Source organism: Streptomyces sp. NPDC058401, assembly GCF_042722885.1.
GTDB lineage: Bacteria > Actinomycetota > Actinomycetes > Streptomycetales > Streptomycetaceae > Streptomyces.
In genome coordinates this window covers 29,477-55,902 of record NZ_JBHXKA010000009.1, presented here as the reverse complement: position 1 = coordinate 55,902, position 26,426 = coordinate 29,477, and the positions used below count along the sequence as shown (strand labels likewise).

General features: G+C 74.7%; 13 protein-coding genes. 9 read left to right on the top strand and 4 right to left on the bottom strand.

Translation table 11 applies throughout. The features are described 5' to 3' along the window. The first annotated feature begins 55 nt into the window (after positions 1 to 55). From ACFWNV_RS05220 to ACFWNV_RS05210, 3 genes are all read left to right on the top strand, one after another. A complete protein-coding gene (locus ACFWNV_RS05220; protein ID WP_383940734.1) occupies positions 56 to 235 on the top strand; it encodes a DUF6480 family protein in 180 nt (59 codons plus the stop codon). Between the two features lie 110 nt (positions 236 to 345). After that, the gene (locus ACFWNV_RS05215; RefSeq protein ID WP_383940731.1) at positions 346 to 633 is read left to right on the top strand and encodes a DUF427 domain-containing protein; all 288 of its coding nucleotides are present in this window, start codon (positions 346 to 348) and stop codon (positions 631 to 633) included. A gap of 200 nt (positions 634 to 833) precedes the next feature. After that, positions 834 to 1,328 (top strand): TspO/MBR family protein, encoded by a 495-nt coding sequence (locus ACFWNV_RS05210; protein WP_383940728.1) that lies wholly within the window; start codon positions 834 to 836, stop codon positions 1,326 to 1,328. Positions 1,329 to 1,433: 105 nt separating this feature from the next. On the opposite strand, the gene ACFWNV_RS05205 is transcribed toward ACFWNV_RS05210, so the two are convergent. Both ACFWNV_RS05205 and ACFWNV_RS05200 read right to left on the bottom strand, forming a co-directional pair. Continuing rightward, complete coding sequence (locus ACFWNV_RS05205; RefSeq protein WP_383940726.1) at positions 1,434 to 2,396, bottom strand: anti-sigma factor RsbA family regulatory protein; 963 nt, start codon at positions 2,394 to 2,396, stop codon at positions 1,434 to 1,436. Further along, positions 2,393 to 3,178: an MEDS domain-containing protein gene (locus tag ACFWNV_RS05200; RefSeq protein WP_383940724.1), complete on the bottom strand. Its 786-nt coding sequence runs from the start codon at positions 3,176 to 3,178 to the stop codon at positions 2,393 to 2,395. The genes ACFWNV_RS05205 and ACFWNV_RS05200 overlap by 4 nt, the downstream gene beginning before the upstream one ends. 353 nt (positions 3,179 to 3,531) lie before the next feature. On the opposite strand from ACFWNV_RS05200, the gene ACFWNV_RS05195 reads away from it, so the two are divergent. The 5 genes from ACFWNV_RS05195 to ACFWNV_RS05175 all read left to right on the top strand — a co-directional run bounded on the left by ACFWNV_RS05195 (position 3,532) and on the right by ACFWNV_RS05175 (position 24,101). After that, the gene (locus ACFWNV_RS05195; protein WP_383940721.1) at positions 3,532 to 11,448 is read left to right on the top strand and encodes an amino acid adenylation domain-containing protein; all 7,917 of its coding nucleotides are present in this window, start codon (positions 3,532 to 3,534) and stop codon (positions 11,446 to 11,448) included. After that, the gene (locus tag ACFWNV_RS05190) at positions 11,445 to 21,956 is read left to right on the top strand and encodes an amino acid adenylation domain-containing protein (RefSeq protein WP_383940718.1); all 10,512 of its coding nucleotides are present in this window, start codon (positions 11,445 to 11,447) and stop codon (positions 21,954 to 21,956) included. The genes ACFWNV_RS05195 and ACFWNV_RS05190 overlap by 4 nt, the downstream gene beginning before the upstream one ends. Before the next feature lie 54 nt (positions 21,957 to 22,010). After that, positions 22,011 to 22,211, top strand: a complete 201-nt coding sequence (locus ACFWNV_RS05185; protein WP_383940715.1) for an MbtH family protein — start codon at positions 22,011 to 22,013, stop codon at positions 22,209 to 22,211. Between the two features lie 86 nt (positions 22,212 to 22,297). Then, positions 22,298 to 23,680 (top strand): MFS transporter, encoded by a 1,383-nt coding sequence (locus ACFWNV_RS05180; protein WP_383940712.1) that lies wholly within the window; start codon positions 22,298 to 22,300, stop codon positions 23,678 to 23,680. A gap of 169 nt (positions 23,681 to 23,849) precedes the next feature. Further along, on the top strand, positions 23,850 to 24,101 hold the full coding sequence (locus ACFWNV_RS05175) for a hypothetical protein (protein WP_383940709.1): 252 nt from the start codon (positions 23,850 to 23,852) through the stop codon (positions 24,099 to 24,101). A gap of 101 nt (positions 24,102 to 24,202) precedes the next feature. Here the strand turns inward: ACFWNV_RS05175 and ACFWNV_RS05170 are convergent, their stop codons facing one another. Next, positions 24,203 to 24,715, bottom strand: coding sequence for a hypothetical protein (locus ACFWNV_RS05170; RefSeq protein ID WP_383940706.1), 513 nt, complete (start codon positions 24,713 to 24,715; stop codon positions 24,203 to 24,205). 110 nt (positions 24,716 to 24,825) lie between these two features. Then, positions 24,826 to 25,869: a helix-turn-helix domain-containing protein gene (locus ACFWNV_RS05165; protein ID WP_383940703.1), complete on the bottom strand. Its 1,044-nt coding sequence runs from the start codon at positions 25,867 to 25,869 to the stop codon at positions 24,826 to 24,828. A gap of 249 nt (positions 25,870 to 26,118) precedes the next feature. On the opposite strand from ACFWNV_RS05165, the gene ACFWNV_RS05160 reads away from it, so the two are divergent. Next, on the top strand, positions 26,119 to 26,346 hold the full coding sequence (locus ACFWNV_RS05160) for a response regulator transcription factor (protein WP_383940701.1): 228 nt from the start codon (positions 26,119 to 26,121) through the stop codon (positions 26,344 to 26,346). Positions 26,347 to 26,426: the final 80 nt, after the last annotated feature.

Genomic DNA, 26,426 nt, shown 5'->3' with positions numbered 1-26,426 from the left:
GCCGGCGTCGGACGGTTGAGGAGAAGGTACGACCGCGTCTGGCGGAGGAGGCACCATGAGCGCCCGTCCTGTTTTGCCGGAGGAAACGCCGTCAGCGGAGGGTTCCACGGCCGAAGCACACCAGGAACGACCTGACGGCGGGATCTGGGAGCACCCCTGGTTCTTCCTGGGGCTGATCGTGCTCGGCGCCGTCCTCGTGGCGGGCTTCTTCGTGGCACGGATCGCCGGCCTGTAGGGCGAGGGGACCGACATGGCCCTGCCTCAGGGCGGCGACCCGGCCGTAGCCGTACGAGCCGTGGTCGACCAGCTCAAGGGCCCGCCGCGCGGTGACCGAGGGGAGTGGCTTTGAACCCGACCGGGACATCGGGCCGACCCGCCGAGTCCGTGTGGGACTACCCACGACCGCCGCGCGTCGAGGCGGACGGGCGTCACGTGGTCGTCGACTTCGCAGGGGTCCGCATCGCCGACACCCGTCGCTCGGTCCGGGTGCTGGAGACCAGCCACCCCCCGGTCTTCTACGTTCCGCCCCAGGACACGCGCCAAGAGCTGTTCCGGCAGTCCGGTACCGGGGGCTGGATCACCTCCGAGGTCAAGGGGCCGTTCAAGGGCGCACCGGGTACGCGGGGGTGGTGATGCCCGACCGCGCCGCTGCCTGATGGGACCGGGTTACGCATCCGGCAGCGGCCCGGCAGGAGAAGAGGAGGCAAGCAGCAACAAAGCCGTGTCCGCGCGGAGGAGATGGCGGGCCGCGGCGTACGCAGGCCGCGCTGCGCGTCAGAAGTCGTCGAGCACACCGGGAGCCGGCCGTGGCACATTCCGGGACACCAGCACCGATGCCGGCCCCGGCCCGCCCGCACGGATCGAGGCAGTGGTGGGCCCTGGCGGGCTTCCTCGCCGTGAGTTACGGCGTCGCGGCACTTGGAGCGCTGGCCTCCGCCGATGCGGGTGAGGTGTACGCGGCGTTGGTCCGGCCCGGCTGGGCCCCGCCGGCCTGGCTGTTCGGGCCCGTCTGGACGGTGCTGTACGGGATGATCGCGGTCGCGGCCTGGCTGGTCGGGCGCCAACCGGATCCTCTGCGCGTGCGGCGGGCCCACATGTGGTGGTCGGTGCAGCTCGTCCTCAATCTGGCCTGGACCCCGCTGTTCTTCGCGGCCCGCCAGTTCGGACTCGCCCTGCTGGACATCGTCCTGCTGCTGGCCGCGCTCGCCACCACGGCTGTCCTGTTCTGGCGGCTGAGCCGCGCTGCTGCGCTCCTGCTCGTCCCATACCTGTTGTGGGTGGCCTTCGCGACCGCCCTCAACGCGTCCATCTGGCAGCTGAACCCGTGAAGGTCGAAGAGCAACCCCTGATGCCGCCGAGGGTCGGCAGCACGCGACCGCCTTCGCGATCTTCGATGGCCGGGAGGGAGGGGAACCGGGTTGGTTGTGGGTCGGCTACTGCTCCGCGTCCATGTGGAGGCGGACAGTGGTGCCTTGACTGCGGAGGGAGCGGATCTCGACGAGGTCGCAGAGCTGGTGGGCGAGCCAGAGTCCGCGGCCGCCGATCTGGTCTTCGGTGGGACGGGTACGTCCGGCCATGACGTCGCTGATGTAGCCGGCGTCGCGGAACTCGCACAGGAACGTGGCGTCCTGGGTCCAGGCGCGCAGGGTGCCGTGACCCCCGCCGTGGCGGATGCTGTTCGTCGCGATCTCCGTGACGGCGACCGCCAGCTGTCCCAGACGGTCCTCGGGCACGCCGGCCTCCGACGCGCTCTGGGACACCTTCGAGCGGATGACGGCAAGGTCCCCGTGTGTGTACCTGAGCTCGAAGGACGGCTCACGGGGGCCGATCAGGGCCTCGAAGACGTAGTCCTCGCCCGCGAGGTAGTCCTCGTTGGGCGCGTACATGTCGTTGCGGCGAATCAGGGGGTGACAGCGGGAGACGGCGGCCAGGGCGTCCGGGTCCTGGTCGGTGTCGTCGTAGGGGCACAGCATCGACCAGGTGGAGCTGCGCGCGAAGGCCCGGTTCAGCAGCCATTCGTGGTAGCGCAGCTCCGCGAGGTGCGCGGGGTTGCGTGCCTGTCGCCAGGCCGTTTCGCCGATGCCCCGTACCGGGGTCTCTCCTGCGCCGCGCTCTGTCATCCAGGCCGCCCAGGCGGCGACGAGCCGGCCGGGGTTGGGTCCGGCCGTGGTCGTGTCGACAAAGGTGACTGCGGGTTCGTCGGCGAGTTCGTCGCGCAGCAGGACGGTCTTGTCGGAGGGGACGGCGACGACGACCGCCTCACCGCCCTCGAGAGCTTCGTGGATGAAGCCGAGGGTGCCGGCCAGGAACTCCTGGGGTCCGCGGTAGGGGTAGAGCTCGTGCCGGAAGGCAGCTTCCTCCGGGCCGGACGGAGTCGGGGGCAGTGTCGTGGTCATGGTCCCATCACCACCGGGACGCCCTGATTCGCGTATCCCGCCAGTTGCCAGCACAGGCGCACGGTCTCGTTCGCACCGTCCACGAGGATCCGCCGGTCCGGGAGGTGGCGGGCCGCATCGACGAGCGCGTGCATCCCGGCTGCGTCGATCATCTCCAGGGCATCGAAGCGGAGCCTCAAAGCGGGCGCGTGAGCCATCGCGGCCCTCGCAGCCGTGTTGAACGCGTCCGCGCCCTCCGAGTCGATCACGCCGTCCACGCTCCACTCGTCCGTGCCCGTGCTGAACATCCGAAAGGCCGGACGCACCGCCCGTCTGCCCACCTCGTGCGGATGCACGCACGCCACCCGCTCCAGGGCCAGCGGGTCCCACAGCGACGGGTGGAACGCGCACACCACGATCGCTCCGCTCTCGGCCGCGAACTCGTCGAGCTTCAGCTCCTGCGCCAGCAGCTCCTCGACTCCCCCGGGCAACGCCACCGGCGTGGCCTCGGTGAGGACCCGTACCGAGCGGAATCCCTCACGGGCGGCGGTACGGACTTCCCGGCGGACCGCGGTCAACAGCGATGACGCGGCCGCGGGGCCGGGGAAGTCAAGGACCACCGAGGTCGCGGGCCGGCAGTCGCGCGGGATCGGAGCAGTACCAGGGGACCCGATCACCACGACCTTGTCCCCGTAGAGGGCGCCGTCGGCCACGTACGCCCGCGTATCCGAGAGGAGGGTGCCGGAGGAATTCATGAACCAGCAGACGTGGTCACCGAGCGCGACCTCATCCAGGCTCGCCAACGTCCGCGCCGTCCGCACCACGCCTCCTTCAGACCGTTCGGCCCGCCACGCCGGGCCCGGTAGAGCACCATACCGGGCGATCATGAAACCGGCCGGAGAACGACCGGAAGCGGGACGTCTCACACCATGCCGCCTGCCCGGTCCGGGAAGAATCAACCGTTGCCCGACCGTCCTCGGCCGCGGAGGTGGCGCGGTGGTGTGGTCACGGCAGTGCGGTACCGGGGACTTTTCCGGGTGGATCGGCGCTCGTCAAGAGGCGTATTAGTGGGACTTTCGGGACCCCGCGGCCGTCGCGGAGAGTGGCGTCACGTCGTCGTTGATCGACCGATCCGACTGAGGAGACTGACCACCGCATGGCCACTCACGACCGCGGGCCGCTGCCCCTGACCCCGCCGCAGAACGGCGTCTGGTTCGCGCAGCAGCTCGACCCCACCCGCCTCGACTACACCATCGGCGAGTACCTGGAGATCCGCGGGGCGGTGGATCCGGAGCTGCTCGCCGAGGCTGTGCGCACCGTGGTGGCCCAGACCGAGACACTGTGCGTGCGGTTCGCCGAGGTGGACGGGGTGGTGCACCAGATACCGGCCGGGCCTCCGCCGCTGCGGATGGACACGGTGGACGTGAGCGCTCACCCCGATCCGGACGCCGAGTCCGAGCGGCTGATGCGCGCCGAGCTGGGCCGGCCGACGGACCTGGCGAACGGGGACGTGTGCCGTCAGCTGCTCGTGCGGACAGGTCCGCAGGTCTACCGCTGGATGCAGGGCTACCACCACCTCGTGGCCGACGGGGTCACCGGATCGATCCTCGCGCGGCGCGCGGCCGAGGTGTACTCGGCGCTGGTCGCGGGAGAGCCCGTACCGGCCCCCGGGAGCGCCCCGTGGGAGCGGATCGTGGCCGAGGAGGAGGAGTACGCCCGCTCCGAGCGGTGCGCGGCGGACCGGGAGTTCTGGCGGGCCCGGCTGGAGGGCGCCCCCGAGCCCGTTTCCTTCACCGGGAGCGCCCCGGCGCCGGCGTCCGGTACGACGGTGCGGGTGAGCGGGGAGCTCGACCCCGCCGACGCCCGCACCCTGCGCGAGGCCGCGCGGCGGCACGGGACGCGCTGGTCGGCGCTGGTGATGGCCGCGGCCGCCGCCCACCTGCACCGCGCGGGCAGCACCGAGGACGTCGTCCTCGGCCTGCCGGTCACCGGCCGCACCACCCAGGACGCCCGCCGGACGCCCGGCATGTTCTCCAAGGTCCTGCCGCTCCGGCTGACGGTGACCGGGGAGACGACGGTCGGCGCACTGGTACGGAACACCTCCGCCGGTATCAAGGAGGCCCTGCGCCACCAGCGGTACCGGATCGAGGAGTACACCGGGACCGGGCCGCGGCTGTGGGACGCCGCCGTCAACCTCATGTCCTTCGACTACGAGCTGTCCTTCGCCGGCGCGCCCGCGTCGGCGCACAACCTCGCCGTCGGACCCGTGGAGCACGTCTCCCTCAACGTCTACGACCGCGGCGGTGACAGCCCGCTGACCGTGCAGGCCGAAGGCGACGCCGCCGATATCGGCGCGGACGAACTCGACGCGCTGCGCGTGCGGTTCACCCGCTTCCTGGTCGCGCTCGCCGCGGCCGACGACGGGGCCCCGGTCGGCTCGCTGCCCTTCCTGACCGCCGAGGACACGGAGCGCCTCGCCGGTTTCGCCGAGGGCGGCGGCGACGGCGCTCCCCGCGGCGGGCTGCTGCACACGCTCTTCGAGGAGGCGGCGGCGCGCGCACCCGGGTCGGTCGCCGTGGTCTGCGCCGGCGAGGAGGTCACCTACCGCGAACTCGACGCCTGGGCTTCGGACATCGCGGACCGGCTGCGGCCGGCCGTGGAGCCGGGCACCCCCGTCGGTGTGTGCGTGGAGCGCTCCCCCGCGATGGTCGCGGCCCTGCTCGGAGTCCTGAAGGCCGGCGGCTGCTACGTACCGCTCGACCCCGGCCTGCCGCCGGAGCGGATCGCGTACGTCGTGCGCGACGCGGGGCTGCGTGCGGTCGTCGCCGGGGCCGGGACGCGTGACCGGCTGCCGCAGGACCTGCCGTCCGTGGTCCTCGCGGGAGCGGTGAACGACCCGGTCCGCGGTGGCCGCAGAGGTGCGGCGGTGCCGTCGGCCTGCGCCGCGTACCTGCTGTACACCTCGGGCAGTACGGGCGAGCCGAAGGGCGTCGTCGTCCCGCACGCGGCAGCCGTCGACTTCGTACGCGGTCACCTCGCGCTGTGCGGCGGGGGCGAACACGCCGGATCCGCAGCGGCAGCGGGAGCCGGGCGTACGGAGCGGTTCCTCGGCTTCGCCTCGGTGTCCTTCGACGTGTCGGTCCTGGACGTCTTCGGCTCCCTGCTGAGCGGTTCCACCCTGGTGCTCGCCACCGACGCCGAGCGGGTCGACGTCGACCGCCTCCAGGCTCTCCTCGCCGAGCAAGCGGTGACGGTCGCCGACCTCCCGCCGGCGCTCCTGCCGCTGCTGGACCCGGCCTCCCTTCCCGAGCTGCGTTTCCTGTCCACCGGCGGCGAGGCCCCGTCCGGGGACGCCGTGGACCGCTGGGCGGTGGACGGCCGCGAGGTCTGGAACGCCTACGGGCCCACCGAGGCGGCCGTGTCCGTCACCATGCACCGGGTGGTACCGCCCTCGCACGGCCGGATCCCGCCGATCGGACGGCCGATGGCCCACCACCGGGCGTACGTGGTGGACCGGGACCTGCGGCTGCTGCCGCCGGGGGCGACCGGCGAGTTGTGCGTGGCCGGTGCGGGGCTCGCCCAGGGGTACGCGGGGCGCGCGGCCATGACGGCCGACCGTTTCGTGCCCGATCCGTTCTCGGGTGTTCCCGGTACGCGGATGTACCGGACGGGCGACCTCGTGCGCTGGTCGGCGCGCGGCGAACTGGAGTTCCTCGGGCGGGTGGACCGTCAGGTCAAGATCAACGGCCACCGGATCGAACCGGGCGAGGTCGAGGCCGTGCTAGGCCGGCAGCCCTCGGTCGGTCAGGCCGCGGTGATCGTGCACGCGCCGGCCGGCGCCGCCCGGCGGCTGGTCGCCTTCGTGGCACCGCCGCAGGACGGCCCGGCGCCCGAACCGGAGCAATTGGCGACGGAACTGGGCCGGGTCCTGCCCGGCTACATGGTGCCCCGCACCATCGTGGCCGTGGACCGGCTGCCGCTCACCCCGGGCGGCAAAGTGGACCGCGCGCGGCTCCACGTACCGCAGGCCGCGGCGCGTCCGGAGCGCCCCCAGCGCACGTACGGGGCCGTCGAGACGACCCTCGCGGCGCTGTTCTCCGAGGCCCTCGGCGTCACCGCCGCTCCCGACGACAACTTCTTCGAGCTCGGCGGTGACAGCATCACCGCCCTCACCCTGACGAGCCGGGCGCGGGCGCACGGCTTCTCCTTCACCTTGCGCGACGTGTTCGCGCACAAGACTGCGGCCGCCCTCGCCGCGGCCGTCGGCGAGCCCGCCACCGGGACGTCCCCGGCCGCCGCTCCGGCCGCCGACGCGTGCGGTCCGCTGCCCGCGACACCCGTCATGCGCTGGCTGCTGGACGGACCGGGCCCCATCGGGCACTTCAGCCAGTCCATGGTGCTGGCCCTGCCCGCGGGCGCGGACGACGCGACGCTCGTACGGGTCCTGCAGTCGGTCGTGGACCGGCACCCGGCGCTGCGCCTCGGCGTGGCCGCCGGCCCCGAGGGGCCGCTGTGCACGATCGGCGAGCCCGGCTCGGTGGACGTGTCCCGGCTCTACCGCACCGTGACCGTGGCGGGGCAGGACCAGTCCGCCCGCGCCACGACCGTGGCCGAGGCGGCCCGGGAGGCGGCCGGACAGCTGGACCCCGCGGCCTCGGTGATGCTGCGGGCGGTGCGCTTCGACGCCGGTGGCGCCGGGCCGGACCGGCTGCTCCTGTGCGTGCACCACCTGGCCGTGGACGGGGTGTCCTGGCGGATCCTTTCGGCCGACCTGGCCGTCGCCTGGGAGGCCGCCGTCGCCGGGCGGCCGCTGCCGGCCGCCGACGGGGAGGTGTCGTTCCGTGCCTGGGCCCGGCACCTCGAACTCCTGGCGCGGGCCCCGGAGGTGCTCGCCGAGCTCCCCTTCTGGCGCTCGACGCTGGAGGGCCCCGGGGCGGGAGCGGACCCCGAGGCGCCGTGGAACCGGGTCCCCGACCCGGTCCGGGACACCGCGGGCACCGCCCGCACGCTCACGCTCGACCTGCCGAGCGAGGTCGCCGGCCCGCTGCTGGCCGAGGTGCCCGGCGCGCTGCGCACCGGGCCGGCCGAGGTGCTGCTCGCCGGGCTGGTCCTGGCGGCCCACCGCCTCCGGTCCCCCGGGGCCGCCGCCGGGCCCCTGCTGGTCGACCTGGAGGGCCACGGCCGGGCCGACCGCACCGGCCGCCACGACCTGGCGCGCACCGTGGGCTGGTTCACCACCCAGTACCCGGTCCGCTTCGACCCGGCCGGCCTCGACCTGGACGCGGCGGCCCTGGGCGGCGAGGCCCTCGCCGACCTGGTCGCCCGGATCCACACGGCGGTCGCCTCCGTACCGGACCACGGCACGGGATTCGGCCTGCTGAGCCGCCTCAATCCGCGGACGGCCGCGGAACTGTCCGCACTCCCGCGCCCCCGGGTGCTCTTCAACTACCTCGGCCGGTTCTCCGGCGGGGACGAGGCGCCCTGGAGCCCCGCCCCCGAGGCGGGCGGGCTGCGGGCCGACGTGGACCCGGCGATGCCCGTCGAGCACGTCCTGCAGATCGACGCCATGGCCGTGGACGGCGCCGGCGGTCCCGCCTTCACCGCGGCCGTCACCCATCCGCGGGCCCTGCTCACCGACGCCGAGGCGGACGCCCTGGTGGCGGCCTGGGGGGAGGCGCTGCGCCTGCTGGCCGCCTGGACGGGCGCCGCCCGGCCCCGCCGCCTCACCCCCCGCGACCTGCCGCTGGTCCGGCTGACGCAGCCGGAGACGGACGCCCTGTCCGCACGGCACGCCGGGCTCGTCGACGTGCTGCCGCTCTCGCCGCTCCAGGAGGGCCTCTTCTTCCACTCCGCCTTCGACACGGGCGCGATGGACGCCTACACCGGCCAGCTCGTCCTCACCCTTCGGGGCCCGGTCGACGAACGCACCCTGCGGACGGCGTGCGACCGGCTGCTGCGCCGCCACAGCGCACTGCGCTCCGCCTTCACCGACCAGGGGCTGGACCGCCCGGTCCAGGTCGTCCTGGAATCCGTCGAGGCGCCCTGGGAGACGGTGGACCTCGGCGGACTCGCCTCCGCGGACGGGCAGCGCGCGTGGGAGCGGCTGCTGGCGGCCGACCGGGCCCGCCGCTTCGACCTGGAGCGGCCCCCGCTGGTGCGCTTCACCCTGGTCCGGTTCGGCCCCGACGAGCACCGGCTGGTCATGACGAACCACCACATCCTCTGGGACGGCTGGTCCTCGGCGGTCCTGCTGCGCGAACTGCTCGCGGGATACGCCGAATGCACCGCGCGCGCCGGGGAGAACGGGCCCGGGGAAACCGGCCCGGTCGCGGAAGGGGCTTCGTACCGCTCGCACCTGGACTGGCTGGCCCGCCAGGACCACCGCGCCGCCGAGGCCGCCTGGAGCGGCGCGCTGGCCGGGCTGGCGGAGCCCACCCTGCTCGGGGCGGCAGACCCCCACCGGATCGACGCCCTGCCCGAGCGCGCCGCGGTGGAACTGTCGGCGGAGCTGACGGCGCGGCTCATCGCGCGGGCCCGTACCGCGGGGGTCACCCTCAACAGCGTCGTCCAGGGCCTGTGGGCGGTGCTTCTGGGCCGGGTGACCGGGCGGGACGACGTGGTGTTCGGCGGCACCGTCTCCGGGCGCACCGCGGACGTCGCGGGCATCGAGGAGATGGTCGGGTTGCTGATCAACACGCTGCCCGTGCGGTTCCGGATCCGGGAGGACGAGCCGCTGCTGGCCGCGCTCGCCCGGTTCCAGGACGAGCAGGCGGACCTGATGGACCACCAGCACGCCGGACTGGCCGGCATCCAGCGGGCGGCGGGGCTGGGCACCCTCTTCGACACGACGGTCGTCGTCGAGAACTATCCGCTCGACCTGGAGTCGATGCGGGACCTGGCCGGCGGGCCGCGGCTGACCGGGGTGGAGGGTTCGGACGCCACCCACTACACCGTCAACCTCATCGTGCTGCCCGGGGAGCGGCTGCGGCTGCACCTGGACCACCGCACGGACGTCCTGGACGCGCGGACGGCGCGCAGTCTGGGCGAGGCGCTGGAACGGCTGCTGACGGCCGTCGCCGACGCTCCCGCCACCCCGGTCGGGGAAGTGGACCTGCTCTCCGCGGAGCAGCACCGGCTGATCCGGGAGTGGAACGGCACCGCCGTGCCCGTCCCCCGCACCACGCTGGTGGAGCTGTTCGCGCAGCAGGTGGCCCGGACGCCGGACGCCCCGGCGACCGTGTTCCGCGGCGAGCGCCTGACCTACGCCGAGCTCGATGCCCGTGCCGAGCGGCTGGCGCGGGAGCTGTGCGACCGGGGCGCCGGTCCGGAGCGGATCGTGGCGGTCGCCCTGCACCGCTCCACCGAGATGGTGGTCTCGCTGCTGGCCGTGCTGAAGTCGGGGGCGGCCTACCTTCCGGTGGACCCCTCGCTGCCGGCGGACCGGATCGCGTACCTGCTGTCCGACGCCGAGCCCGTCCTGCTGCTCGCCGACGACGCTGTGGCGGCCGCGCTGCCGGCCGCCGCGGGCCTGCCGCGGCTGGATCCGGGGGCCGTCCACGTCGGGGGCGGCGGTGCACCGCTGCGGATGCCGCTGCCCGCGCACCCCGCGTACGTGATCTACACGTCCGGCTCGACGGGGCGGCCCAAGGCCGTCGTCGTCGAGCACGCGGCGATCGTCAACCGGCTGCTGTGGATGCAGGACCGGTACCGGCTGGGCGCGGACGACCGGGTGCTCCAGAAGACCCCGTTCGGTTTCGACGTATCGGTGTGGGAGTTCTTCTGGCCACTGCTGACCGGTGCGGCCCTGGTCGTCGCCGAGCCCGGCGGGCACAAGGACCCCGCCTACCTCACCCGGGTGATCCAGGAGGAGGCGATCACCACCGTGCACTTCGTGCCGTCCATGCTGGCGGCGTTCGTGGAGGACCCGCAGGCGGGCCGCTGCCGGTCGCTGCGACGGGTCGTGTGCAGTGGCGAGGCCCTGCCGGAGGAGTTGAAGAACCGATTCCTCGATGTGCTCGACGTGCCCCTGCACAACCTGTACGGGCCGACCGAGGCGGCCGTGGACGTCACGCACTGGGACTGCCTCCGCGAGGAGACCGGACCCGTGCCGATCGGCCGTCCGATCTGGAACACCTCGCTGTACGTGCTCGATCCGCGGGGGCGGCCCGTCCCGGTGGGCGTGGCGGGCGAGCTGCACCTCGCGGGCGCGGGCCTGGCCCGCGGCTACCTGCGCCGCCCGGCGCTGACCGCGGAGCGCTTCCCCCTGGACCCGTTCGGCCCGCCGGGATCGCGCATGTACCGCACCGGTGACCTGGCCCGGCACCGGGCCGACGGTTCCGTGGAATACCTCGGCCGCACCGACGACCAGGTCAAGATCCACGGCTTCCGGATCGAACTCGGCGAGATCGAGACGGCGCTGGGCCGGCTCGACGGGGTGGGGCGGGCCGCGGTCGTCGTCCGCGAGGACGTCCCGGGCGAGCGCAGGCTCGTCGGGTACGTCGTCCCGGAGGCCGGGGCCGCCCCGGACCCGGCCCCGGACCGGGAGCCGGGACAGGCCCGGGCCCTGGACCTGGAGGCGATGCGCGCCGAACTGGCGCGCTCCCTGCCGGAGTACATGGTGCCGCTGCTGATGGGCGTCGACGGGCTGCCCGTCACGGCGAACGGCAAGCTCGACCGCAGGGCGCTCCCGGCGCCCGCCGCGGCAGCCGCCGCCGGGTACGAGCCGCCCGCCGGGGAGACCGAGGAACTGGTCGCCATGGTGTGGGCCTCCGTACTGGACGCGCCGCGCATCGGCCGCCACGACGACTTCTTCGCCCTCGGGGGGCACTCGCTGAGCGCGACCCGGGTGGCGGCCCGGCTGCGCCAGTCCCTCGGGCTGGATTTGCCCCTGCACACCCTCTTCGAACAGCGGACCGTCGCCGCGCTCGCCACCGCCGTCGAAACGGTGCTGCTGGCCGAACTGGAGTCCGAAGCGGCCCCGTTCGACACAACGGCCCCGTTCGACGCACAGACCGCCACCGCCGACGCCATCGACGGCGTTCCTTCACTCGTACTTCAGGGAGAGACCTCGTGACCACCCAGGAGAGCCTGCCCGCGGGCATGGACAGCCGGCTGGCCGCCGCCCGCGAGCTGCTGCGCCGCCGTGTGCGCGCAGCGCTGGACGACTCGACGGCCGGCCCGGATGCCCCCACCGCGGCCACCGACGGCCACGGCCTCGCCCCCGTCGCCTCCTTCGCCCAGGAGCGGATGTGGCTGGTGGACCGGATGACGGACGGCACCCCGGGCTACGCGATCCCCGAGGTCGTCCGGCTGCGCGGCCCCCTCCGGCCGGACCTGCTGCGCCGGAGCCTGACCGCCGTCGTGGCCCGCCACGCACCGCTGCGCACCGTCTTCGAGGAACGCGACGGCGCGCCGCACCCCGTGGTCCTGCCCGCGCCGGAGGCCTTCCCGCTACCGGTGCTCGACCTGGGCGAGGCCCCCCTCGCCGGACTGGAGGAGAGGGCCCACGCCCTGGCCCGGGAGGAGGTCCGCAGACCCTTCGACCTGGCGACGGGCCCGCTGCTGCGCGCCCTGCTGATCCGGCTCGGCGCCGAGGACCACCTGCTGGTGCTGGTGGTCCACCACATCGCGACCGACGGCTGGTCCATGGGGCTGCTCTGGCAGGAGTTCTCCGAGGGCTACGCGGCCCTGCTCGCGGACCGGCCGCTCCCGCGGGCGCCGCTCCCCCTCGACTACCAGGCGTACGCCCGTACCCAGCGCGAGCGGTTCGCGAGCGGCGCGATGAACGGGCAGCTGCGCTGGTGGGAGAAGTCCCTCGCGGGGCTGGAACCCCTCGAACTGCCCGCGGACCGGCCCCGGCCCACCCGCCGCAGCGGCGACGGCGCGAGCCTGGACTTCGCCCTCGACGCCCATCTCACCGCGCGGCTGCGCGGGATCGCCGAGAGCGGCGGCGCCACCCTGTTCATGACCCTGCTGGCCGGCTTCCAGGCCGCTCTGGCCCGCTGCTCCGGCCGCACCGACATCGCCGTCGGCACTCCGGTCGCCGGGCGCGACCGGGTGGAGCTGGAGCCCCTCGTCGGGTTCTTCGTCAACACCGTGGTGCTGCGCGCCGACCTGTCGGGCGAGGTGGGGTTCCGCGAGCTGCTCGGCCGGGTCCGCCGGGCCACGGTGGACGCGTACGACCACCAGGAGGTGCCCTTCGACCGGCTGGTGGAGCACTTGAGCCCCGAGCGGGTCGGTGACCGCAACCCTCTCGTCCAGGTCATGTTCGCGTCGGCTCCGGACGAGACGGCCGGGCTGCGGCTGCCGGGCCTGGACGCGCGGATCGTACGGACCGACTTCGGCGGGTCCCTCTTCGACCTGAGCGTCTTCGTCTCCGAGGGTGCCGAGACCTGCTCCGGCTCCCTCGTCTATGACACCGACCTGTTCGACCGGGCCACCGCGGAGCTCGTCCTCGGCCACTACCTGGAGCTGCTCGCCTCCGCCGCCGAGGAGCCCGACCGGCCCCTGGCCGAGCTGCTGCCCTCCGCCCCGACCGCGGCCCGGCTCGTCGCCGGGGGCCACGGCGCGGCCCGCCCCGACCTCGCCCCGGCCACCCTGGTCGAGCTGTTCGCCGAGCAGGCCCGGCGCACCCCCGCGGCCGAGGCGGTGGTCTGCGGCGACGACCGCCTGAGCTTCGCCGAACTCGACCGCCGCTCGGACCGGCTGGCGGCCCGGCTGGCCGCCGCCGGGGTGGTGCGCGAATCGCCGGTGGCCCTGCTGATGGAGCGCTCGGTCCACCTCCCGGTGGCGATCCTGGCCGTCCTGAAGGCCGGCGGGCTCTACGTACCGCTCGGCGAGGGGTTCCCCGTCGCCCGGCTGCACTGGATGCTGGAGCGGACCGGCGCCCGCCTGCTGCTCGCCGACGCCGCGACGGCCTGCCACGAGGCCGTCCGTACCTCGCCGGTGCCGGTGCTCGACGCGACGGCCCCGGTGGACGGGGCCCCGGCCGCCGCGCCGGATCCGTACCCGCCCTGCTCGCCGGACCAGCTGGCGTACGTGATGTACACCTCCGGTTCCACGGGCGAGCCGAAGGGCATCGGCGTCACGCACGCCAACGTCGCGGCGCTCGCCCGGGACGCCTCCTTCGGCGCCGCGCACCGCCGGGTGCTGGCGCACTCCCCGCTGTCGTTCGACGCCTCGACGTACGAACTGTGGGTGCCGCTGCTCTCCGGCGGGCAGGTGGTCCTGGCGCCGCCCGGCCGGGTGGACACCGCCGCCCTGACCCGGCTGGTGCGGGAGCACCGGATCACGTCGCTGTTCCTCACGGCCGCCCTCTTCAACCTGGTGGTCGAGGAGTGCGTGGAGCTCCTGACGCACGTGCGGGAGGTGTGGACCGGCGGTGAGGCCGCCTCCCCGCACTCCTTCGCCCGGGCCCTGGAGCAGGCGCCCGGGACCGTCCTCGTCAACGTCTACGGGCCCACCGAGACGACAGTCTTCGCCACGCGGCACCGGCTGGACCCGCGCGCCGGAGCCGTCGTGGACGGCCGGATCCCCATCGGCACCGCGCTGGACGACACCCGCCTCTACGTCCTGGACGAGCACGGGCGCCCGGTGCCGCAGGGCGCCGTCGGCGAGCTGTGCGTCGGCGGAACCGGAGTGGCCCGCGGCTACCTGGACCGGCCCGGCCTGACCGCGCGGCAGTTCACCCCCGACCCCTACGGCGCCCCGGGCGCCCGGATGTACCGGACGGGCGACCTCGCCCGGCGGCGCCCCGACGGCGCCGTCGACTACCTGGGCCGCAACGACCAACAGGTCAAGATCCGGGGCCATCGGATCGAGCCGGGCGAGATAGAGGCCCAGCTGACCCGCTGCCCGCAGGTCGGGCACGCCGCGGTCGTGGTCCGCGAGGACGTCCCCGGCGAGCAGCGCCTCGTCGCCTACGTGGTTCCCGCGCAGGGGCGGCCGGCCGACGCGGCCGAGCTCCATCGGGTGCTCGCCGCACGGCTGCCCGCGTACATGCTGCCCTCGGCGATCGTGCCGCTCGACGCGCTGCCGGTCACGCCGAACGGCAAACTGGACCGGCGCGCGCTGCCCGCTCCGCCCGAGGAGGGCGTGCGCCGGGCCGAGTTCGCCGCACCCGCGACGCCGACGGAGGAACTCGCCGCCTCGGTGTGGAGCGAGGTGCTGGGCACCGGGCGGATCGGCCGCCACGACGACTTCTTCGCGCTCGGCGGGCACTCCCTGCGGGCCACCCGCGCCGTGTCGCGGCTCGGCGCCCGCCTGGGCACCGGGGTGCCGCTGCGGCTGCTCTTCGAGCAGCCGACGCTGGAACGGTTCGCCTCGGCGCTGGACGCCCTGCGTACGGACGCGGCCTCCGGACCGGCCCGGGCCACCGTCACGGCCATCGGCGCCCGACCCGCCGGGGAGCCCGCGCCGCTGTCCTTCGCCCAGCAGCGGCTGTGGTTCCTGGACCAGCTCCAGCCCGGCCGCCCCGACTACAACATCCCCGTCGCGGCCCGCCTGCGCGGTCCGCTGGACGCCGACGCGCTGGCCGCCGCGCTGAGCACGGTGGTGACCCGGCACGAGGTGCTGCGTTCCCGGATCACCGAGGGCCCGCGAGGTCCCGTACAGACCGTGGAGGCGCCGGAGGTCTTCGTCCCCGTCCGCACCGATCTGGGGGACCTGCCCCGGGAGGAGGCCCGCTCGCGGGCGCTCGGCCTGGCCCACGCGGATGCCGCCGCCCCCTTCGACCTGGGCTCCGCTCCCCTGCTGCGGGTTCGGGTGGTGCGGGTCGCGGACGACGAGCACCTGCTCGTCCTGGTCCTGCACCACACGGTCGGCGACGGCTGGTCGATGCCGGTGCTGTGGCGGGAGCTGTCCGGTGCCTACGCGGCGCTGCGCCGCGGTGAGCGTCCCGCACTTCCGGAACTAAGCGTCCAGTACGGGGACTTCGCGTTCTGGCAGCAGAACCGGCTGGCGAACGGCGACGCCGACGCGGGGATCGCCCACTGGCGGCAGGCACTGGCCGGGCTGCCGGCCCTGGAGCTGCCCACCGACCGGCCGCGGCCGCAGGTGCGCTCCGGTGCCGGCGACTCCTTCGTCTTCGAGGTCCCGGCCGAACTCGCCGGGCGGCTCGGCGCGCTGGCCCGTGAGCGCGGCGCCACCCTGTTCATGGTGCTGCTGGCGGGCTTCCAGGCCTTGCTGGCCCGCTACACGGGTCAGGCCGACATCGCGGTGGGCTCGCCCATCGCGGGCCGCGACCGCACCGAACTGGAGCCGCTCATCGGCTTCTTCGTCAACACCCTCGTCCTGCGCACCGATCTGTCCGGCGACCCGGCCTTCGGGGAACTGCTGGGCCGGGTGCGCCGCACCGCGCTCGCCGCGTACGAGCACCAGGACGTGCCCTTCGACCGGCTGGTGGAGGAGCTGCGGCCGGAGCGCGACCTCAGCCGCAACCCGCTGTTCGACGTGCTGTTCCAGCTGCATCCCGAGCAGCTCGCCGCGCTGCCGCTGGACGGTGTGGAGGTCGAGGGCCTCGACACGTCCAACGGGACGGCCAAGTTCGACCTCAGCCTCGCGATGACGGAGCACGCGGGCGGTCTCACCGGCACGGTGCAGTACGCGACGGACCTCTTCGACCGGGCCACGGTCGAGCGGTTCGGCGCGCACTACCTGCGGCTGCTGGCCGGCGCCGCCGAGGACCCCGACGCACCCCTGTCCCGGCTGGACGTCCTGTCCCCGCAGGAACACGCCGCCCTGCTCGGGGAGGAGCCGGGCCCGCGCGCGGACCGGCCGGCGGACCGGACCCTGCACTCCCTGGTGGCGGAACAGGCCCGGCTGCGGCCGGACGCCCCCGCCGTGACCTGCGCGGGCCGCACCACCAGCTACGCGGAGCTCGACGCGGCCGCCAACCGGCTCGCCCACCGGCTGCGGCAGCTCGGGACCGGCCCGGAGACCACGGTGGCCGTGCTGGCCGGCCGCGACCCGCGCATGCTGGTCTGCGTCCTCGCGGTCCTGAAGGCCGGCGGCGCCTACCTGCCGCTCGACGCGGGGCACCCGGCCGAGCGGATCCGCACCGTCCTCGCCGACAGCGCCGCCCGGCTGGTGCTGACGGCGGGCCTGCCCGGCGGGATGCCCGCGGGCCTGGCCGGCGCCGTGCCGGTCCTGGACCTGGACGCCGAGCAGCACCGGGTGGACGCCCTGCCCGCCACGGAGCCGCCCGCGGCGGCCTCCCCCGCGCACCTCGCCTACCTGCTGTACACCTCCGGATCCACCGGCCGCCCCAAGGGCGTGGCCGTCACGCACGCGGCGATCACCGGCTATCTGGCGGCGCTGACCTCCACCTTCGGGCTCGGGACCGATGACGCGGTGCTCGCCCGTACGGCGCTGACCTTCGACCCGTCGGTCCGGGACCTGTTCGCCCCGCTGTCCACCGGCGGCCGGATCGTCCTCGCCTCCGCGGACGAGGCCGGGGATCCGGACGCGCTGGCCCGGCTGCTGCACGCCGAGGGCGTGACGGCGCTGCTGTCGATCGTCCCGTCGATGCTGGAGCCGCTGGTCACCTCCGTGGCCGCGGGAGAGGGGCCGTCGCCGGCCCTGCGGCTGGTGATGACCACCGGTGAGGCGCTGACGCCCGGGCTGGCCCGGGCCGCGCACACCCTGGGCACGCCCGGCCGGCTGCGGCTGGTCAACCAGTACGGTCCGACGGAGTGCACCAACACCACCACGTACCACGAGGTGACGGACGCCGACATCGAGGCGGGCCGCATCCCCATCGGGCGGCCGCTGCCCGGCGCCCGCGTACTGGTGCTCGGCGAACACCTCGAACCGCTGCCCCGGGGCGCGATCGGCGAGCTCTTCATCGCCGGACGCGGGGTGGCCCGCGGCTACCTCGGCGATCCGGCCCGCACCGCCGAGGCGTATCCGCCGGACCCGTACGGGCCGCCCGGCGCGCGCATGTACCGCACCGGCGACCTGGCCCGGCTGCGCTCCGACGGGGTGCTGGAATTCCACGGCCGCCGGGACAACCAGGTCAAGGTCCGGGGCCATCGCATCGAACTCGGCGAGGTCGAGGCCGCCCTGCTGCGCCACCCGGACGTCGCCCGGGCCGTGGCCGCCGCGCACGGCGAGGGCGCCGACCGGATGCTCGCCGCGTACGTCGTCTGGCGGGACGGCGGCGGCGATCCGGCCGCCGTACTGGACTTCGTACGCGCGGCCCTGCCGGCCGCGATGGTGCCGTCCGCGCTGGTGGTGCTGGACGCGCTGCCGCTGACCCCGAACGGGAAGACCGACCGCAGGGCCCTGCCCGCGCCGGAACCCGGCGCGGCCGGCGGCCACCGCGCGCACGTCGCCCCGCGCACCGCGCTGGAGCGGACGGTCGTCGAGGTGTGGGAAGAGGTGCTCGGGGAGGGCCCGATCGGGGTCCGCGACCATTTCTTCGAGCGCGGCGGGCACTCCCTGCGCGCCACCCGGGTCATCTCCCGGCTGCGCGCCCTGCTGGAGCTGGACATCCCCATGCAGTTGCTCTTCCGGCACCCGGTGGCCGAGGACCTGGCCCGGGCGCTGGCCTCGCTGGGTGCGGCGGACGCCTCGGAGCCGGGAATCCCGGCGCTGCCCGTGGGGCCGGGTCCGCTGTCCTTCGGACAGCAGCGGCTGTGGCTGCTGGACCGGCTCCAGCCGGGCCGGCCCGACTACAACATGCCCGGCGCCGTGCGGTTGACCGGGGAGCTGGACCGCGCCGCCGCGCTGGCCGCGCTGGAGGACGTCGTCGCCCGGCACGAGGTGCTGCGTTCGCGGATCGAGGAGACCGAAGAGTGCCGGGCCGAAGGGGTCTTCGCGGCCCGCGTCGTGCCCGGCCCGGCCTCGATGTTCACCCCGCTGTTCACCGACCTGTCGGAGCTGGGTGCGGCGGCCGGGGAGCGGGCGCGAGAGCTGGCGGCGCAGGACGCCGCGCTGCCCTTCGACCTGGCCGCGGCGGGCCCGCTGCGGGCCCGGCTCGTGCGGATCGCGGCGCAGGAGCACCTGTTGGTGATCGTCGCCCACCACATCGCCTTCGACGGCTGGTCGGTGGGAGTGTTCTGGCGGGAGTTCTCCGCCGCCTACCGGGCCCGCACCCTCGAAGGAGCCGAGCCGCTGCCGCACCTCGTGGTCTCCTACCGGGATTTCGCGTCCTGGCAGCGAGAACGGCTCAGCGATGGCGCGCTCGCGGACACCTTGGACTACTGGCGCGGCCGGCTCGACGGGCTCGCCCCGCTGGACCTGCCCACCGACCGGCCCCGGCCGGCCACCCCGTCCGGGCGCGGCGAGCAGTTCTCCTTCGAACTGCCCGAGCCGCTGCTGCGGGGCCTGCGCGACCTGGGCCGCCGGCACGACGCGACCCTGTTCATGGTCCTGCTGGCAGGCTTCCAGGCCCTCCTGGCCCGCTGGTCGGGCGGCGAGGACGTGGCGGTGGGCTCCCCCATCGCCGGGCGCGACCGCACCGAACTGGAGCCGCTCATCGGCTTCTTCGTCAACAGCCTGGTGCTGCGCACCGACCTGTCCGGCGATCCCGGCTTCGGCGAGCTGCTGGACCGGGCCCGTGAGACGGCCCTGGGTGCGTACGCCCACCAGGAGGTGCCGTTCGAGCGCCTGGTGGAGGAGGTGCGGCCGGAGCGCGACCTGAGCCGCAACCCGCTGTTCCAGGTGATGCTGGTGCTGGACGAGGAGGCCTCGAAGCCGCCCGCCCTGCCCGGCCTGGACGTCGAACCGCTCTCGCTGGCCAGCGGCGCTTCGAAGTTCGACCTGTCGCTGTACTTCGTCGAGGAGGAGGGGGCGCTGCGCGGCGAGGCCGTGTTCGCCACCGACCTGTTCGACCGGGCGAGCGTCGCGCGGATGGCGTCGGCACTGGCCGGACTGCTCGCGGCCGCGGTCGCCGATCCCGCCACCCCGTTGAGCGCCCTGCCCCTGATGGACGCGGCCGAGGAGGCCCTGCTCCTGGAAGCGGGCGGCGGAGGCGTCGAGCCTGGCCCCGGGCGGGCGCTCCCCGTGCTCGTCGGCGAGCAGGCCCTGCGCACGCCGGGGGCCGTCGCCGTGGACGACGGCGAACGGGCCCTCACGTACGCCGGGTTGTGGGAGGCGTCGGGCCTGCTGGCCCGGGAGTTGGCCCGCCTGGGTGTGGGTCCGGAGACGGCGGTGGCCGTGTGCGCGGAGCGCTCCGTGCTGCTGCCGGTGGCGCTGCTGGGCGTGCTGCGTTCCGGCGGCATGTACGTGCCCGTGGACCCCGGGTACCCGGCCGACCGGATCGGCTACATGATCGCGGACAGCGGTGCCCGGGTGCTGGTGGTGTCGGGTCTGCCCGGCCCCGCCGAGGCGCCGGACGGGGTCGCCGTGCTGGACCTCGACGCGCTGACCGGGACCGCGGCCTCCGCGGGCCGCGAGCTCGAACCCGCGCGGCCCGAGCGCGCCCCGGAGCCGGAGCAGCCGGCGTACACCCTGTACACCTCGGGTTCCACGGGACGCCCGAAGGGGGTCACCGTCCCGCACCGGGCGCTGGCCAACTTCACCCGGGACATGGTGCGCAGGCTGGAACTGACGGCCGGTGACACGGTCGCGGCCGTCACCACCGCCTCCTTCGACATCGCCGTGCTGGAGCTGCTGGTCCCGCTCGTGTGCGGGGCGACCGTACGGGTCGTCGATCGGGAGACCGCACGGGACGGCGCCCTTCTCGCGAAGGAGCTGGACGCCGCGCCCGTCACGGTCGTCCAGGCCACCCCGGCGACCTGGCACCAGCTGATGGAGTCCGGCTGGCAGGCGCCCCGCGTACGGGCCCTGTGCGGCGGCGAGGCGCTGCCGCCGGCCCTGGCCGAGCGGATGCGCACGGCGCTGGGCACGGTCCGCAACGTGTACGGGCCGACGGAAACCACCGTCTGGTCCACGGCCCACCGGTTGTCCGGTCCGGTCGGTGACGGGCCGGTGCCCATCGGCTCGGCGCTCGCCAACACCCGGCTGCGCGTACTGGACGCGAACCTGCGGCCGGTGCCGGTCGGCGTGTTCGGCGAGCTCTACATCGGCGGCGACGGGGTGGCCCGCGGCTACCACGGGCGGCCGGCGCTGACCGCGGAGCGGTTCGTACCCGACCCGTACGCGGCGGGCGAGCGGCTGTACCGCACCGGTGACCTCGTACGGCGCCTCGCGGACGGCGGCCTGGAGTACCGCGGCCGGGCCGACGGCCAGGTGAAGGTGCGCGGCCACCGGATGGAGCTCGGCGAGATCGAGTCCGCGCTCGCCCGTCACCCGCGGGTGGCGGCGGCGGCCGTGGCCGTGCACGGCACGGGGGTGGACGCCGTACTGGCCGGCTACGTGACCTGGCGGGAGGGGGCGGGCGAGGTCTGCGAACTCGGCGAGATCGGCGACTTCCTGCGCCAGGACCTCCCCGAGTACATGGTGCCGGCCGTCCTCACGGCGCTGGAGCGGCTCCCGCTCACCCCGAACGGCAAGCTCGACCGCAAGGCGCTGCCCGCTCCTTCGGCGGACGCGGTACGCGGCGGGGGCGCGGGCCGGATCGCCCCGCGCGACACCACCGAGCTGCGGATGGCGCGGCTGTGGGAGCAGACCCTGGGCACGTCCCCGATCGGGGTGCGCGACGACTTCTTCGCACTCGGCGGCCACTCGCTCAAGGCCTTCGCCCTGATGGCGGCCGTGCGCCGGGAGTTCGGGGTGGAACTGCCGCTGAACATGGTCTTCCGCCGGCGCACCGTCGAGCTGCTCTGCGAGGCCCTGCCGGAGGCGGGGGCGGCCGCGGCCCGGCTGCTGGTCCCGCTCGCCGACGGGGACCCGTCCAGGCCGCCGCTGATCCTGGTCCACCCGCGGGGCGGCGACGTCGTCTGCTACCGGGACCTGGTGCGGGACCTGTCCGCCCGTCCCGGCGGCGACCGGCGGATCCTCGGCCTGGAGTCCGTGGGCTACAACACCGGCGAGACCCCGCTGGAGCGGGTGCCCGAGATGGCGGAGCGCTACCTGGCCGCGCTCCGCGCGGAGCAGCCGCAGGGCCCGTACCTCCTCGCCGGCTGGTCGTTCGGCGGAACGGTGGCCTACGAGATGGCCGCCCGGCTGGAAGCCGCGGGCGAGGAGGTGGCCTTCCTCGGACTGATCGACGCGGCCGCTCCGGGTGCCGCTGCCGGCAGCCGGTCCGGCGCGGCGGGGCCGGGCGATCCGGACCTGCTGCGGTACGGGATCGCGGCGGGGCTCGACGCCGGCTCGGCGCGCGAACTGGACGAGGAGGAGCTGCTCGACGTCCTGGTGCGCCGCGGCCGCGCGGAGGGCACTCTTCCGCGCACCTCCCCCACGGAGGCCCTGCGCAGGCTGCTGCGGGTCGCCGAGGCGAACGGGGCGGCCTCCGCCGCCTACCGCACCGACGCCGTACTCGGTGTCGACCTGCACCTGTTCACGGTCGACGAGCGCCACCCCGAGCTCGCGACCCCGCTGGTCGACCCGGCGGCCTGGCGGCCCCGCACCGACGGCGCCGTCGTACGGGCCGCGGTCCCGGGCAACCACCACGACCTGGTGGACACCCCGCACTGCGCCGCGCTGGCGCGGTTGCTCGCCGCGGCCCTGCCCCGCTGACCCACCGCACGCCGACCGACCCTTCCGCATCACCGATCCGTCCTGGAGAGCACCGTGAACGACGCGTCCCCGCAGCAGTACCTGGTCGTGGCCAACGACGAGGAGCAGTACTCCCTCTGGGAGGCCGGCCGGTCCGTCCCTCCGGGCTGGCACGACCAGGGTGTGCACGGAACGAAGGAAACGTGCCTGGAGCACATCGAGCGGGTGTGGACCGACATGCGCCCGCTGAGCCTGCGCCTGAACATGGCCGGCTGACCCGACGATCCCCGGGCACCACGCCGCCCCGGCGGTCCGCGTAGCGGGCTGCCGGGGCGGTGCGGCGGTGCCGGAAGGAACCCCCTATGACCGGCTCGTATCCGGGCGGCTCCGCATCCTCGCGCCGCCTCACCCCGCTGGCCGCCCCGCTGGCCGCCCTGGTGGCGGCCTCCGGGATCTCCTCGCTCGGCATGGCCGCGACCCTGGTCGCCGTGCCCTGGTTCGTCCTGCACAGCACCGGCAGCGGCACCCGGACGGGGCTCGTCGCCACCGCCGAGGTGCTGGGCCTGCTGTGTTCCGCCGTACTCGCGGGGCCGGTGGTCGACCGGCTGCCCGTACGCGCGACGAGCGTGGGGGCGGACCTGCTGACGGCCGCGGCGATCAGCCTGATCCCGCTCCTGCACTCCTGGGACGCCCTGCCCCTGCCCGTCCTGATCGTCCTGGTCTTCCTGGTGGGGGCCGCCCGCGGGCCGTCCGACACCTCCAAGCAACTGCTGCTGCCCGCCGCGATGGAACGCGCCGGGGTGACGGCGGAGCGGGCCACCGGATGCGTGGAGGGTGCCCGGCGGATCGGCATGATGGCGGGGGCGCCGCTGGCCGGTCTGCTCATCTCGACGGTCGGCCCCGTACGCACCCTGTACGCGGACATGGCGGCGATGGCGCTGTGCGCCCTGCTGGTGACGGCCCTGGTCCCGGTGGTGGCGCGGGCCCGGCCGGCCGGCGGGGCGGCGGGAGGCTCGTACGCCGGGGAACTGCGGTTCGGACTGGCGCAGTTGCGCCGGGACCGGCTCCTGGGGGCGATGGTGGGGGTCCTGATGCTGACCAACGCCCTGGACGGGGCGCTGAACGGGGTGCTCTACCCGGCCTACGGAACCCAGGTGCTGCACAGCAGCGCCCTGTTCGGGGCGATGATCACCGCCATGGGCGCGGGCGCCCTGCTCGGGGCGGCCCTGTACGGCTGGGCGGGCCACCGGCTGCCCCGGCGCGCGGCCTTCGTCGGGGCGTTCGTCCTGGTCGGGGCGGTGCGCTGTGCGGCGCTGGCGGCCGAGCCGCGGGTGCCGGTGCTGCTGGCGGCGCTGGCCCTGTCCGGGATCGGATCGGGGGTGGTGGGGCCGCTGATGATGTCGGTGGCCTACGAGCGGGTGCCCGAGGAGGTGCGGGGGCGGGTGTTCGGCCTGCTGGTGGCCGTCGCGCTGGCGGCGACCCCGCTGGGGATGCTCGGTGCGGGCCTGGTCCTCGACGCCTCGGGGCTGGTGGCGGCGCTGCTGGGCACGGGGGCGCTGTACCTCGCGGTCACCCTGGCGCCGCTGGTCCTCCCGGTGTGGCGGGAGCTCGACGCCCGCGGCTCTGCCGGGACTTCGGGGACTTCGGGGACTTCGGGGACTTCGGGGATCGCGGAGGGGCCGGCCGGGAGCCGGAGCAGCTCGCCGACCGCGCCGGTAGCCGGAATCCTGACCGAACAGGCCTAGTTGGTCCGCTTTTGAGGCCCCTCACCATCGGGCCAGGCAGCTTGCTGAGCTGTCGGACCCACCGCCAAAGTGCCCCGGGCACGGCAAGGTTGGTCCTGCACCGACCGGCGCGGACGGCCCACGAAGCAGTTCGCGCGCACACCAGACCGCTCGCCTTCCTGGGGATCCCATGCTCAAGCGTTTTGTCATCGCCCTGTCCGCGGCCGCCTCCGCCCTGCTGCTGCCCGCGGCCGGCGTCGCGCAGGCCGCCGACGACACCTCGGCCACGACCACCGCGACGACCGCCACCGGAGGGGAGAACAGCACCACGACCCCGACGACGCACCAGATCGTGACGCCCGACGGCCGGGTGTTCACGGTCGGCGCCGGCACGCTGGGCACCCGCAACCGCGACACGGCCGACAGCTCCTGGGGCGGCTGACCCGGACGGCCCGTCAGGGCCCGCCGAAAGGGGGGAGGGAGGATAGGGTCGCGATCCTCCCTCCCCCCTTTCCTGTTCCGCCCGCCCCGGCGCGGCCGCCGTCAGCCGCCCCGGGGCCCGAGACAGACGACGGCGTACTGGGCCCCCGGTGCGTCGATGTACCGGCGCGACCAGCCGGCCGGTACGTACAGCAGCTCGCCCGGCAGCAGCCGGCACTGGAACGACTCCGGCCGGCCGTTCTCGGCGGTCCCCGTCAGCTGCCAGGTCACGGCGCCGGCGATCTGGTGGACCAGGAGGTGCTCCCGGCCCCCGGGCTGCGCGGTCCAGACGGCGTCCGGCCCTCCGCCCGGGGTGGATCCGGGGGTCTCCACCCGGTCCAGCCGGACGGACAGTCCGGTCAGGGCGCCCAGTTCGGCGGTGAAGCGGTCCGCCTGGGCCGGCCGCACACCGCCCTCCGCCGGGAGGGCGCCCGCGTCATCGGCGTCGCCGAACGCCGGGTTGTCGTACTCGGGCCACAGCACGCCCGGCGCCCGGTCCAGGTGGACCGAGAGGAACAGGACGACCTCCCGCAGGTGCGGGGTCCCCCGGCCGCGGCCCGCGTCCGTCACGTCCATGGCACGTCCCTCTTGCTTCGGCGACTCGGCAGCTCTCATCCCAGCAGCATGCGACACGCCCGCCAGCCGCGACAGACACGAGAACGCGTGACATCCGGGCCGCGAGGGTGCTACCCGCCGTCCTCCTCGGCCTCGGCCGCCTCTTCGGCGTCGGGGTCCCGGTCCAGCAGGCCGCGCGCGGCGGCCGCCACGCCCGCCTGGAAGCGGCTGCCCGCACCGAGCTCGTGCATGATGTCGGCGATGTGGCGCCGGGCCGTGCGCAGCGACATGCCCAGGCGCCTGGCGATGGCCTCGTCCTTCAGCCCGGCCGCGAGCAGCCGGATGATCGTTTCATGGATCTCCCGGGCCACCTCCTCCAGCCCCTGGCCCGCCGCGGCCGAGAAGGGCGAGGCCAGGTCCCAGGTCTGGTCGAAGATGCTGCACAGGTAGGCGACGGTGGAGGGCTCGCGGATCACCACGGCGCCCCAGCTGCCGTCGGCGACCGGGATGAAGGCCAGCTCCCGGTCGAAGGCGATGAGCCGGCCGAACAGTTCGTGCGCCGTGCGGTACTGCGCCCCCAGGGCGGAGGTGGCCGCGACGTAGGCCTGGCTCGGTCCGTTGAACCGGGCCGTGTGGTGGTAGAGCGTGCGGATCGAGATGCCCCGCTGGAGCATCGTCTCGTCCCGCCGCAGTGCCTCCTGCATCGCCTCCGGCACCCTGCTGCCACCCCCGGGCTGTGAGCTGAGCATCTCGGTGGCGCAGTTGAGCGAGGCCCGGTTCAATGCCCCGCGCACGTCCTCCAGGCTGGCCAGGACCTCCAGCGACTCCCCCGTGGAGCGGCGGCCCAGATAGTGCGGCAGGAAGCGTCCCAGGTCCTCACGGATCGAGCTGATCTCCCGCTGCTGGTCCCGGATCCGCGCCTCCAGGGGCGCGACGAGCTGCTCGGCGGCGGTGTCCGGGGCCACGGCGAAGGCGACCGACGGGTCCGCCGGGCTCATGTGGAGCAGCCGTGACGCGCGTAGACGCTCCACGCTGCGGCAGACGTCGACCGGGTCGAGGCCCGTGCCCGCGGCCACCGCGACCTCGTCCACCGTGCGGTGTTCGAGCACCCAGCCGTAGACATCGATGTCAGCATCGGCGTTCTTGGGATCCGGCTCCCCATCAGATTTTTGCATTGCCCTACTTTGCACTTTTCACCCCGGGTCGCTTTGCTGCCAGGCACCTTGGTGAGGTGCCCGCCCCCTGGCGCCAGGATATGCAGCGGGCAAGGCTGTACGGGACGAACAGCAGCGGGTATCCGGCCACTTCAGGACCCGGGACGACCGAAACGGTGCGATCACGCACAGCGTGATCGCACCGTCGCCCGGGGGCGCCCCCGCCGCTCCCCTCCACCTTCACCATCGATCCGGAATCCGGAGCCCCACATGCTGGACAGCACGCTCACCGCCCCCGCACCGGCACTGCCCGCCCTGACCCCCCGCGAGCACGAGGTACTCGCCTACCTCGCGCAGGGGCACACGTACCGGATGATCGCCTGCCAGATGGGGTTGAGCCCGCACACGGTCGACACCTACCTGCGGCGACTGCGCAGCAAGACCGGTTCGGTCAACCGGACCCAGCTCACCCACATCGCCTTCCGGCTGGGCTACTGAGCCCCCTCACTGCCGTACGGTTTCTGCAGATGAGAGAAACACATCGCCCGCGGGAGACCGCGGGGGATTCCGGGCCGGAG